Origin of the sequence: Anaerococcus degeneri (genome assembly GCF_017874475.1) — a bacterium.
In the GTDB taxonomy this organism is placed as follows: Bacteria; Bacillota; Clostridia; order Tissierellales; family Peptoniphilaceae; genus Anaerococcus; species Anaerococcus degeneri.
The window spans coordinates 696,076-710,386 of record NZ_JAGGLO010000001.1 but is presented as its reverse complement, the minus strand read 5'-3'; the positions used below and the strand labels follow the sequence as shown (position 1 = coordinate 710,386).

Below are 14,311 nucleotides of genomic sequence, written 5' to 3'. Positions count from 1 at the left end.
AATTTGAAAAAATGTTGAAAGATGATGTTTTTACACCATCAAAAGAAGAGATTCCTTATCAAGATGTTCCAAGAATACCAGGAAATACAAGTGAAGCAACCAAGCCTTCAAATAATCCTCCTAAGAAAACACCACTTGTAAAAGGTGGTAATACAAAGGCAGTAAATAATCTTGCAACACAAGAAAATAAAGCAAGAGGTTCAGTAATTGAAAATGTAGATAGGAATGGAAAAGATATTACACCAAGTGGAGATACAGAAAAAGATAAAGAAAATCCAGTAGATGTAAGACAATTTTTAACATTTCAAACTAAAAGTGGAAAAACTATGCACCTAATAGTGGATCACTCATCAAACCAAGACAATGTAAGGCTATTAACAGAAGTAGGAGAGCAAGACCTACTTAATATGATTGAAGGAGAAAGTGAAGCAAAGCCAAAAGAAGAAGTAGTAAAAAAAGAAGAACCGGTGGAGGAAAAACCGAAGAAAGAGGAGAAGGAAGAAAAGAAATCAGGGATAGGACTCTATTTATTTATGGGTTTAATTATTGTTGGTGTAATGGGTGCAGGATATTACTTCAAAATCTATAAGAAAAATGAAGAGGCAAGTTTTGAAGATGAGCAAGATTATAATGAATTAGAAGATGATTATGAATCTGAAGGGGAGGATTATAATCTTGAAGATAAGGAAGATACAGAAGTTATTCCAGATGAAGATGAATTTTAATCTTTTCAATGATTTAAGCAGTAGATTAAGGGCAACATTATTAAAAAACTAGAGGAGGAAAAATGAAATTAGTAATCGCAGAAAAACCAAGTGTTGCAGCATCAATAGCAAAAGTTATAGGAGCAAAAAATAGAAATAATGGATATTATGAGGGAAACGGATATATTGTTTCATGGTGTGTTGGACATTTAGTACAAATGGCAAATCCTGATGTGTATGATGAAAGATATAAGAAGTGGAGAATTGAAGATTTACCTATTATCCCAAAAGAATACAAGTATGAGGTAACGAAGACAACTAAAAAACAGTTTAATATTCTTAAAAGGCTAATGAATAGTAATGAAGTTGACACCATTATTAATGCTTGTGATGCTGGTAGAGAAGGAGAAGCTATCTTTAGACTTGTATATATTATGGCAAATTGTAAGAAGAAAATGAAACGTCTTTGGATTTCCTCAATGGAAGACTCTTCCATAAAAGAAGGATTTAGCAACTTAAAAGATGGAAGTAATTATGATAATCTTTTTGATTCAGCTAAGGCTCGTGCCATAGCTGATTGGCTTGTTGGAATGAACATAAGTAGACTTTACTCCTGTCTATATAATGAAAATTATAGTGTAGGTAGAGTACAAACACCAACTTTATCAATGATTGTGAATAGAGATGATGAGATAAATAGTTTTAAAAAAGAAAAATATTATACAGTGGAGATTTCTATTAATGGATTTACACTGTCGACAGATAGAATTGATGATGAGATAGTGGCAGAGCAGCTAAAAAATTTAATCGGAGAAAAAATTGAAATAACCGATGTAATTAAAAAAGAAAAGATTACAAAGCCTAATCTGCCTTTTGATCTAACAACACTTCAAAGAGAATGTAATAAGTATTTTGGATACAGTGCAAAACAAACCCTAGATTATGCCCAAAGCCTGTATGAAAAGAAGTATATTACCTATCCACGAACAGATTCAAGATATTTGACAGTAGACATGATAGAAAGCACTGTAAATAATATTATAGGGAAAAATGATTTTGACACAGAAAGAATTAAGGTAGTTTTTAATTCTGAAAAAGTTACAGATCATCATGCAATAATTCCAACGATAAGTTCATTAAATAAGGATATTTCAAATCTTCCGGAAAGTGAAGCCAAAGTCTATAGACTTATAACAAATAAACTCTATGCAAGTTTTGGATATCCACTTGTAGAAAATACAACAAAGATAGTGGCTGAATTTGACGGGTTTGAATTTATAAACACTTATAAAATAATTGCAGAAGAAGGATTTACAAAATATTTAGAAGAATATAAATCAAAGAAGAAAGAAGATATACAACTTCCTGATGTAAAAATAGGAGATTTTTTATATATTGAAAATAAAGATATAAAAGAGAAGTATACAAATCCACCTAAACACTTCACTGAAGACACACTCTTAAAAGCAATGGAAATAGCTGGGAATGATGAATTAGTTAAGGATGTTGAAGTTGAGAGAAAAGGACTTGGTACTCCTGCTACAAGAGCGGGAATAATAGAAAATTTGATATACAAAGGTTATATAAAAAGAGAAAAGAAAAACCTAATATCAACTAGAAAGGGATTAAACCTAGTGACTATAGTTATAGATGAGTTTAAATCTCCAAAGACAACAGCAAAATGGGAAATGAGATTAAGTGATATAGCAAAGGGTAAGGAATATAAAGAGAATTTTTTAAAAGAAATTGAAGAAGAAATAAAAAATACTATAGGTAAATATTATAAGTAAATTGATTATAAAAACTTGAATATAATTATAGGAATGAAGAAAGGAATGATTTATGAAAGAAATAGGGTATAATATAAGTGATAAAAGAATAGGCATTAGGAAATTTGCTTATTTGACATTACTATAAATATACGTTATACTCTTATCAGATAAAGATGGTGTCCCGCTACCGTTAAAGGTGGAGCATTAAAGAAGGTGTATCATTACCTACATCCCAAAGGTAAAATATTAAAGCAAACAGAGAGGTTAAAACCTTTCTATTTTTTTATTCCAATTTCTTCTGCAAAGGAAAACGCAAAAAATGAAAGAATGTTTCTGATGAGCATTTTTTAATTTATGAAGTGATCGATGATAGTATTACTATAGATGGAGATATTTACAGATATTATTCTGATAAAGAAAAAATGCACATATTATCTATATTGGATATTAAGAAAATGATTCCTGTACCGACTGATTGTTATGAAAGAATTGATTTTAACGAACTTGAAGATATCAGATATAAAGACTTATTTCAAAAAGAATACGCTTTTTGTTTAAAAATAAAAACAAAGATCTTGATAAAGGTAGAAAAAATATACAAAAATCAAAAGAAAACAGGAATTATAAGAAGATCAAATTGCAATTTTTCAAAGTTAGAAAAGGCAATGTTGGATTGGAAGCAATAGAATAAAGGCAGTTAGAGCGATTTGAAAAGTAAAAAAATTCAATCGTTTTTTTATTGCAATAAAAAGATAGCGTAAATGACATTTTAAAGTTATCTTTTGCTTACAGAAATTTAAAAAATAGAAAGAAATAAAGTTTAATAAATAAATATATAAAAATTTAGTTCATTTTTATCACTATAATGAGGAGGGATAAAATGCCAAGATATGATATAGTAGATTTAAGCAGAACAATCTATCTTGCAAAAGAAGAATTTAAGAAAGATATAAAAAAATATGAGGAATATTTAAAGGTATCAGGCAATAACTATAAGTATCCATATATACATCAAATATCTATATACAATATGGATCCAAAAGCAACAGCCTGTGCAGAATTTGATTATTGGAAAAGTATAGGTAGAAGCGTTAAAAGAGGCGAAAAAGGAATACCACTTTTAGATATAGATAGTGGAAGGATAAAATATATATTCGACATAAGGCAAACAGTAAGTATTAATCATAATATTTCTGAGGTAAAGTTATGGAAATATGATAGCAAAAAGCATTTAAACTTACTAGATGAACTGATAGATAAGTTTAAAGAAAAAGATAGTAAGCTTCTATTAAGCCAAGAAGATAAAATTGATGCCTTAGTAGAAAGTAATGTTAGAGGAAAATTCAATAAAATTTTAGAAAGTCTATCTGATGAAAGTTTAAAAAGCATTCAAAAGGTAGACCTTTTTAATTTGTTAAAAGAATCCGTAAAAATTTCCATAAGCGAGAGAATGGAGGTCTCATATCAGCTAAAAGAAGAAAACTTATCTTTACTGTCTAAAATATCAAGTTCGGACATAGACAAAGTATTAAGTATAAGTGCTAATATAAGTAAAAATATCTTACTTGATTTGGGAAGTGAAATAAAAAGATTAGAAATTTTAGAGAAAATTCAAGAAAGAAAAGATTTGGAGCAGACAAAAGAGCTTAAGGAGCGTTATAATAAATTAAGTTCTGATATAAACGGTGAAATAAATTTTAAAGGAGGCTTGGAAGATGAAAGAGAAATTAACATTGGCAGGCAAGGAATACCTCATGGAGGAGGGGATTTACACACCAATCGTCAAGGAGAATTCCTTCGAGAGACAGGGAGGGACATACAAGATGGAAGAATTGGAGGAAGGCATGGAAGTCCTAATACCCAATATGGCAATTCCCAAGGAAATAGATTTAAAGAAACTCAACAGATGGGGAAGGATGAGATTGAACTTTCTCAAGGAGAACAAAGAAGAGGATTATCAGATAATGTATTTGCAAGGGACATTGATGGATCATCTTCTATCAAAGGAAAAAGAGATAGAGGACTTTATCACGAGGGAAGAAGTCAAAATGATGGAAACTTGGGGTCTGACAGAAGAACTGAAAGAAGAGGACTATCTGAAATATCTGAGATTGAAGAAGAACATGGATATGACCCTACAAGAAATAGGGGAAAAGGAGATAATCTTAATCTAAAAAAAGAGGAAGTAGAGTCTACTTCCTTTTTTTCTGCTAAAAATCAGGGAGAGCAAATATCCTTCTCAAATCCAATAAGTCAAAGAGAAATAGATACATTTTTAATTCATGGAGGAAATCATGAAGATGGAAGATTAGCAGTAATAGCAGAATTTTCTAAGGGTAAATCTTTAGAAGAACAGGCAAACTTTTTGAAAGAAATATATAGGGGAGCCAATGGTCTTGAAATTGAAGGAAGAAAGATATCTGCATGGTTTGGAAAGGAAGGAGCAATTTTTAAAGATGGAGATGAGGCAAGATATAGAGAAGGGCAAATAGTTTCTTGGAAAGATTTAGCTAATAATATTAATAATTTATTAAATAGAGGAGAATTTGCTAGCAACGTGGAGGTTATAGAAAGTGCCACATATGAAAGAGAAAAAATAGCAGAAACATTATTGTATTTAAAGAGAGATCTTTCTGATGAAACTAAGGACAGATATTTAGCGATCCTTAATGATATAAAAGGAAGAGGCTTCCCAGATGAAAAAGAAAATCTCGGGAAAAAACTTGAAGATAAAAATTTTATAAATAAACTCAGAAAAGAATACGAGGTATTTTTAGAAGAATATAAGATTAATCCTGATATTTTAAGATTTCATCATTATAAATTATCTACAATCTATAATGACATCAATGATCTAGAAATAGAAAGAAAATTATATAGGTCAAATTTAAAGGATATTGCACCTATTCAGAGTTTTATAACACAAGATGAAATAGATGAAAGCCTAAAAAGAGGAAGCGGGTTTTCTGATGGAAAGAAAAGAATATATGAATTTTTTACTGAAAAGCATGATTTAAAAGAACAATCAGATTTCTTGAAAAATGAATATGGCGTAGGTGGAAGTTCTCATGCACTATCTGCTGCAAGAGAAAGTGGTGAGTGGCACGATGCGAAGGGAATAAAATATAATAAAGGTAATGCAAAAGAAATACTACTATCTTGGTCTAATGTTGCAAGAAGAATTAATGACCTTATTAAAAAGAATAGATATATAGATGAAGAAAGTTTTAAAGAAAATAGGGAGAAAAAAACAGATCAGGAAATAAATAAAACAGAAAAAGAAAGCCAGGAGTATATAAATTATCAAGATGATTTGCCTCCAACTGATAATGATGTATATATAGAAAGAACAAATAATAGTTCTATATATTATTATCAAGGACAGTCGGTAGCAAGTATAGGTGATGATGGAAAACTTATCATTTATGATGAATTTATACCAAACTTTTTAAAAGAAGAAATATATTCCATAGCCTTTGAAAAACAATTAGATATACCATTGGACCAGTTAGACGATGGAATTATTCTTGAGGGAATACATGACACTTTTTATATTAAAGAAAAGGAAGAAATAGAAGGAAGAGAATATTACCTATTAGAAAGTCAAAGTCGATATGATAATATTCCAAATATTGTAGTTAATTCTAACAAAGAAGTTATAGATGATGATATAGTAAATGGTTTTGAAGAATTTAAGGAATTTTATACTAATAAAAATAAAGAGAATATAGATTTTGATCTAGATAGCCATAAAAAAGATGATTATTGGATAATTGAGCTTAATGAGGGTTCAAGTCTAATAGAAAAAGATTATGCAGGACAAAGGCTGACTAAAGAACTATTAAATGAAATAAGGGAAATAGATGAAAAAATAAGACTTCATAATAAGACCTTAGGAGAAGATGAATATGGGCAGATGACTGATAAGTGGGAGGGGTATTCCAAATTCTATTTTAACCATATAGTAGATGGGAAAATAGTTGATCACTATAAGATAGACATAGGTGATGGAAATGAGATCAACCAAAGAGACTTTGAATTTCTTTATGAACAAATAGGAAAAAGTCAGATAGAACTTAATCAAACTATAGAAGAAAATAAGATAGATGAAAAAATAATTTCAATAAATCAAATTGAAGATAGAATTTTTGATGTATTAGTTAAGGATAAAGTTTTAGAAAATGAAATTATAAAGGCAAGAGAAAACTTAGGAAATAATACCTTAGCAAGTTTTAACTCTGTATTCCAAAGAGAATATGCAAAAATCATGAGAGAAGTTGCCGATAAGCAAGGAAATCTTCCAGATGATATGAAGTCAATAGATAAGGTTAAAGAATTAAGTCTTAGAACCCAAAATAGATATAGACAGTATTTATATAATTCACTTGAAAACAATATAGAAGATGATAAGGAGATACTCTCTATAAAAGTGGGAGATATAGTTAGAACAGAGGATAATAAATATTTAAAAATAAAAGATATTTCCAGTGGATATGATAATAACCATAATCCAATAACATATTATTCATATGATGCCTATTTTGATAAGGACTTAAAACTATTTTCACATTCCTTTAAAGGAAGCGATTTAAAAGCTTTAGAAGTATTAAGAAATGAAGTAGAAGAAAAATTAACAAAAGAGATTGTAGAAGATAAATTAGCAGTAAAAGTAGGATATTATTATGCTTTAGTAGATAAAGAGAAAACAAAGGATATAGAACTAGAAGAAACAGGAATTAGAGTTTATCCAAGAAAGGAAAACTCACAAGGAAAGATCTACAATTTATATAAAGGGAAATCTTTTGAGGATAGCAGAAAAATAGACAGTTTGTTTGATGAAATTACTGTCAAAATGAAAGAAGTAAACCTTACAAATTTAAATGATGTATTAGAATTGGAAAGAGAAGGATTATTTGAAATTGCTGATGATAAAGTTACAAAATTTGAGAAAGGCTATGATATAGATGTTCAAAGTTTTAATCAGCAATTTCCGGATTATTATAATGATATATATGTTTTTAATAAAAATCTTGAAATCAATGGAGCATATCAAAATTTAGCACATATAAATGAAGAAAATATAATTACTTTTAATATAAATTTATCGCAAGAAGAAAAATCAAAAATTGAAGAAATAAGAGATAAAAAAGAAGTTCTTTCCAAGTTAATAGATAAGGATATCAAAGAAAAAAGAGAATACTATTTTGATCCTCAAAATGAAGAATACTTACTACTATCAAAGAAAATAGAAGAAGGACTATTAAAAATCCCAGATAGTATTAAGGAGATAATCGATGGAAAAGAAGGCTTTGATGTAGAGCTAATCTTAGATATAAAAGAAAAAACTCTAAGACAAAATTTACGATACAATGGATATATTTTAAATTCTAATCAAGCTATAAAATATAAAAGTTATAAGGACATATTAAGTAACTTACCTTATTTACTTGATGACAAACATAGAGAAGTGCTTTTAAATGGATATTTAAATCAGCAAATAGAAAATGATAGAACAAGGCAAGAAGAAAATCCATTTAAAGAAGGTATGAGTGTTAGATACAAAGGAAAAGAATACACTATAACCGCCATTAACGATGCTACAAGTCCTAAAACTATAGAACTAGAAGATAGCACAGGACTAATGAATGGGTTTATTACCGGAAGTGAAACAATTCTTTTTAATCACTACAAAGATCTTGATTTGGAAGTTATAAAAAAAGAGGAATTAATTCCGTTAGAAATAGAAGATTATAGTATTTTAGGATTACCAGTTCAATTTAGAAATAAGGAATATTTAATTAAAGAAAACGAATTTAATGAATCTGGAATGGGTAGATTAGCTTTAAGTACAATAGATAAGAATGTTATTACTGAAGTAATATATAGTAGAGAAAGACCTGTTTCTAATATTTTTGCAAGAAAGGAAGATTTAGAAGAATATAAATCTAGTGAAAAAGATAAATTAAGCAAAAAACAATCTATCGATAAAGAGGAATTAGTAGAACAAATTAGCTTTGAAGATATTGATAATAATAACGAAGAAAAAGTTAAAAAAGACAATTCAGGGATCTTATATAAAAGCCTTGATATAATAAATAATAAATCTTCTCTTGTTGCTGATCAGTTTATAGTAAGAGTTGATAATGAAAAGGAAGAATTTTTAGTATATAGTTCGTCTAATCCAAAAAATTATAGGGAATTTACTCTACCTTTTTCTTACCTCAAAGGAATCGACAAAATTGACGGAGATGGTAATTCATTGAAATTGACCACTCATAGAAAAGAAACTATTGATAAGAAGTTAGAAGAATATAAGGAATGGAAAGAAAATAATAATTTAATAAGGACTGATAGAGAAAATATAGAAGGGATTTCTGAAGGTTCTTTAGAAAACTATAAAATTATTAATGAAGAAGAAAACCTACCACCTTCACAGAGATTAAAAAACAACATTGAAGCTATAAATGTCTTAAAGGCTTTAGAAAAAGAAAATAGAAGTGCAAGAAAAGATGAACAGGAAATTTTGGCAAAGTATATCGGCTGGGGAGGACTTTCTGATGTATTTAATGAAGAAAAGGAAGGTCAATGGCTTGATGCAAGAAACTTTTTAAAAGAAAATCTAACTGGGAAAGAATATAATAGGGCAAGAGAATCAACCTTAACGGCTTTTTATACGCCGAAAGTAGTTATAGACGCTATCTATGAAAGTCTTTCTAATCTTGGCTTTGAAAAAGGAAATATATTAGAACCAAGTGCTGGGACAGGGAGATTTATAGGAAATCTACCTGAAGAAATGAAAGAGTCAAACTTTTATGGAGTTGAATTAGATAGGATTAGTGGACAAATTGCCAAAGAACTTTACCCTAATGCCAATATCCAAATAAAAGGCTTTGAAGAAACCAATTTTTCTAATAACCTATTTGATGTGGCCATAGGAAATATTCCTTTTGGAGAATTTAAAGTAGCAGATCGTGAGTACGAAAGTAATAACTTTCTAATTCACGATTATTTTTTTGCTAAAACCTTAGATAAGGTTAGGGATGGAGGCATAATTGCTTTTATAACATCTTCAGGAACAATGGATAAAAAAAGTGAAGATGTTAGAAGATATATATCAGAAAGGGCGGAGTTCTTAGGAGCAATACGACTACCTAATAGAACATTTAAAGGAGTAGCAGGTACAGAAGTAACTTCAGATATAATCTTTTTAAAAAAGAGAGATAGGCTATTAAAGCTAGATGAAGACTGGGTAAAGCTAGATGAAGACGAAAAAGGACTAATATATAATAAATACTTTGTAGATAATCCTCAGATGGTAATAGGGACTATGGAAGAAATACCGTCAAGATTTGGGACAAGCCTTGCATGTATTGAAAATAAAGATATTTCTTTAGAAGAAGGACTAAAAAAAGCCATTAAAAATATCCAAGGTAGGTATGAAGAAGCTCAAATAAATGATGATTTAGGAGAAGAAACAATACCAGCTGATGATAGTGTTAAAAACTATTCTTTTGCTTTAGTGGATGATGAAATATATTTTAGAGAAAATTCAATTATGCAAAGAATATCCTTAAACCAAAAGGATAAAGATAAGGTAAAAGAATATTTAAGATTAAATGAAAGTCTAAGGAAAGTTATAACCTATCAAAGAGAAGACTATTCAGATGAAGAGATAAAAAAAGAACAAGAAAATCTAAATAAATTCTACGATGATTTCAATAGCAAACATGGAAGATTAAATTCAAAAACCAATAAAAAGTTATTTAGAGAAGATGCCAATTTTTCTTTAATTTCAACTTTGGAAAAATTAGATAAAGAAGGCAACTTTATAGGAAAATCTGATATCTTTAACAAGAGAACTATAAAAAAAGCTGTCATAATAGATCATACAGATAGGGCAATAGATGCTCTGGTACTCTCTATTAGTCAAAAAGGGAAAATAAATTTTGATTATATGGAAGAATTGACAGGAAAAACAAGAGATAAATTAATAGAAGAATTAAAGGGAGAAATATTTTTAAACTTAGATTCCTTTGAACCTAATGATATAAATCCATTTAAGTCTGCTAAGGATCTAGGAGATTTTTCAAGACCTTACGTAAGTGCTGATGAATACTTGTCAGGAAATATAAGAGATAAAATTGAAGTTGTAGACTCTTATATTAAAAATATTGAAAGAGAATTAGAAAAGGAAGAAAATTCAGCAGATGGAGAGGTGTTAGAAGAAGAGTTAAAGGAGTTAGATTTTCAAAAAGCAAAACTAATGGAAGTTATGCCTAAAGCACTAGATGCAAGTGAAATTACAGTTAGAATGGGCGCAACATGGATACCGGAACAAGATTACAAAAAATTTATGTTTGACTTGTTGAAAACACCAGTTTCATCAAGGTGGAATATAGATATTAAGTATTCTGACTTTACAGGAGAATATAGAGTTGAAGGAAAAAGCTCTGATAGGGACAATGACCTTGCTTCTTTTACCTATGGTACAAATAGGGTAAATGCCTACAAATTGATAGAAGATACTTTAAATTTAAGAGATACTAAGGTATTTGACCAAGTAGAAGACAGTGATGGAAAGAAAAAATCTGTGCTTAATCAAAAAGAAACAATGCTTGCAAGAAGTAAGCAAGAGATGATAAAAGAAGAATTTAAAAGCTGGATATTTGATGATGTGGAAAGAAGAAATAGATTAGTAGAAGATTATAACGAAAGATTCAATTCCATAAGACAAAGGGAATATGATGGATCTAATCTTACTTTTGAAGGAATGAATCCTGAAATAGAATTAAGAGCACATCAAAAAGATGCCATAGCAAGAGGTTTGTTTGGTGGAAATACTTTACTTGCCCATGAAGTAGGAGCAGGAAAAACCTTTGAAATGATAGGTATAGCCATGGAGTCAAAAAGACTTGGAATGAGTAATAAGTCAATGTTTGTTGTTCCTAACCACATCGTAGAGCAATTTGGAAGAGAATTTAATGAACTCTATCCAGGAGCTAATGTATTATGTGCCACAGAAAAAGACTTCACACCAGATAGACGAAAAAGATTTTGTAGTCGTATTGCTACAGGAAGTTTTGATGCTGTTATTATAGGGCACAGTCAATTTGAAAAAATTCCTATATCAAAAGAAAGACAAGAATATGAATTACAAGGTCAAATTGATGAAATCATTGACTATATAGATGAATATAAAAGAGAAAGGGATCAAAGATTTACTGTAAAGCAATTAGAAAAAACAAAGAAAAAATTAGAGACAAAGTTAGAAAAACTAAATGCTGATTATAAGAAAGATGACGTTGTAACCTTTGAGGAACTGGGAGTAGATAAGTTATTTGTAGATGAAGCCCATGCCTACAAAAACCTCTATCTATTTTCTAAAATGAGGAATGTAGCAGGAATTACTTCTACAGATTCACAAAAATCATCAGATATGCTTATGAAATGCCGCTATATGGATGAAATAACTAATAATAAAGGATTAGTATTTGCCACAGGTACACCAGTAAGTAACAGTATGGCTGAACTTTATACCATGCAGAGATATTTACAATATGATGAATTAAAAAAGATGAAATTGCAACATTTCGATTCTTGGGCATCTACTTTTGGAGAAACGATAACGGCAATAGAATTAAATCCTGAGGGTAATGGTTATAGGAGCAAAACCAGATTTGCAAAATTTTATAATCTTCCTGAACTTATGAATACTGTAAAAGGATTTATGGATATTAAAACAGCTGATGTTTTAAATCTTCCTACACCAATTGCCCATTATGAAACTATAAAAACAAAGCCTACCGAAGAACAAAAAGAAATTCTTGAAACTTTTTCCGAGAGAGCAGATAAGGTTCGTGATAAGCAGGTAGATTCAAGTGTTGATAATATGCTATTAATAACAAATGATGGGAAGAAGATGGCGTTAGATCAAAGATTAATCAATCCTTTACTTCCTGATGATCCTAATAGTAAGGTAAATACCTGTATAAAAAATGTATTTAGCATTTGGGATAAATATAAAGATAAAAAATCTGCTCAATTAATATTTTGTGATATGTCTACACCAAGTAGTGATTTTAATATCTATGATGATATTAAAACAAAACTTATAGATATGGGAGTACCTGAAAATGAAATAGAATTTATTCATAAGGCAAAAAACAATATGGAAAAAGATGCTATCTTTGATAAGGTAAGAAAGGGAGAAATAAGAGTCTTACTTGGTTCAACACAGAAAATGGGAGCAGGTACTAATGCTCAAGACAAGCTAATTGCAATCCACGATCTTGATATACCATGGAGACCGGCTGATCTTTCTCAAAGGGCAGGAAGGATTGTGAGGCAGGGAAATGAGAATAAGGAAGTCCATATATTTAGATATGTAACAGAAAATACTTTTGATGCCTATCTTTTCCAAACCTTAGAGAATAAACAAAAATATATTTCTCAAATTATGACTTCAAAGACACCTGTAAGAGTTGCAGAAGATGTAGACGAAGCCACATTAAACTATGCCGAAATCAAAGCTCTTGCAACAGGAAATCCATTAATAAAGGAGAAGATGGATCTTGATGTTGAAGTTTCTAAACTTAAAATGCTAGAGTCCAATTTTAAATCAAATCTTTACAAGCTGGAAGATAAAGTAGTTAAATTTTATCCAAAGGAAATAGAAAGATTAAAAGAAAGGATAGAGAACTTAAAGGAAGATATTAAAAATGTTGAGCCTTATAGAGATGTAGATAAAAATTTAAAAGAAGATAATAAATTTACCTCTCTAATTATTGACGGAAAGAAGTATATAGATAAGAAAATAGCTGGAGAGTTTTTGTTGAACAAAATTAAGGGAGTTAAAATATATAGGGAAATGGATAAAGATGGAGAAAAAATAGGTGAATATAGAAATTTTGACTTATCCATAAAATATGATTCTTTTTTCAATAAATATAACTTTATATTAAAAGGTAAGGGAGAATATAGAGGAGAGTTTGGAACAGATGAAATAGGTAATATAACAAGAATGGATAATGTATTAGATAAATTACCAGAAAGATTAGAAAATACAATTTCAAAACTAAAAGATACAGAAGAGCAATTTCAAACAGCCAAAATTGAAATACAAAAGACATTTCCACAAGCTGAACTTTTAAAGGATAAGACACTAAGACTTGCAGAAGTAAATAATTTACTAGATATGGGAAAAAGTGAAGATATAAGCCAAGATAATCCATTACTAGAAGAAGTAAAGGAAGAATTGATAGACTTCCTTAACAGAGAATATGATGAAGAAAACAGGTTAGAGGACTTTGATACTATATTTCCTGACTTAACAGATATAGGAATAGCTTATACAACTACACCAGATGAAAAACATGAAATACAAGTAAGTTTAGATTTAATAAATTACAAGATGAACACCTATGTAGATAAGAACTTAATTGACAGTTTTCAATACACCTATGATCCCTTAGATGCAAGTGATTTAAAAGAGTTAGTACAGATAAAGACATCTATTGGATTTTGGGACTTTAGTGAGCTTGTATCAGTAAATGAAGAAAAATTGAGAGAAGTAATGGGACTTGAGATAGATGATGATGGCAACTTCTATGATCCACTATCTAAAGATATGGATTTAGACGGAATAATAGATAGAAATGATGCTGATTTTAGAGATAGTAAAGTGCAGGAAATAGGAGATTTTGAAAGGAAAGAAAAAACATCTATTATGGATAAATTAAAGGAATATAAGGGGAATTTAGCAGCAAATAATAATATAAAAGAAATAAATAATAGTGAACCATGTGGCAGATAAAACTTTAAATGATATTATTAGAG

General features: G+C 29.5%; 5 protein-coding genes. All 5 read left to right on the top strand.

Annotated features, from left to right (window positions below; all coding sequences use genetic code 11):
* Window positions 1–725: CD1107 family mobile element protein (locus J2Z38_RS03395; protein WP_209772423.1), on the top strand; the 725-nt coding region annotated here is incomplete at its 5' end.
* A gap of 62 nt (window positions 726–787) precedes the next feature.
* Entirely contained in the window at window positions 788–2,494 is a 1,707-nt protein-coding gene (locus tag J2Z38_RS03390) for a DNA topoisomerase 3 (RefSeq protein ID WP_209772421.1), read from the top strand.
* Window positions 2,495–2,835: 341 nt separating this feature from the next.
* Window positions 2,836–3,162, top strand: coding sequence for a type III toxin-antitoxin system ToxN/AbiQ family toxin (locus J2Z38_RS10695; RefSeq protein WP_225304603.1), 327 nt, complete (start codon window positions 2,836–2,838; stop codon window positions 3,160–3,162).
* Between the two features lie 1,029 nt (window positions 3,163–4,191).
* Complete coding sequence (locus J2Z38_RS10750; RefSeq protein ID WP_202502798.1) at window positions 4,192–4,650, top strand: TnpV protein; 459 nt, start codon at window positions 4,192–4,194, stop codon at window positions 4,648–4,650.
* A 383-nt stretch (window positions 4,651–5,033) separates the two neighbouring features.
* Window positions 5,034–14,288, top strand: a complete 9,255-nt coding sequence (locus tag J2Z38_RS03380) for an SNF2-related protein (protein ID WP_225304677.1) — start codon at window positions 5,034–5,036, stop codon at window positions 14,286–14,288.
* The last annotated feature ends 23 nt before the right edge of the window (window positions 14,289–14,311 follow it).

Coding starts and splice junctions, on each gene's coding strand:
- J2Z38_RS03390 (WP_209772421.1), top strand. CDS start 788: ATGAAATTAGTAATCGCAGAAAAACCAAGTGTTGCAGCATCAATAGCA.
- J2Z38_RS10750 (WP_202502798.1), top strand. CDS start 4,192: ATGAAAGAGAAATTAACATTGGCAGGCAAGGAATACCTCATGGAGGAG.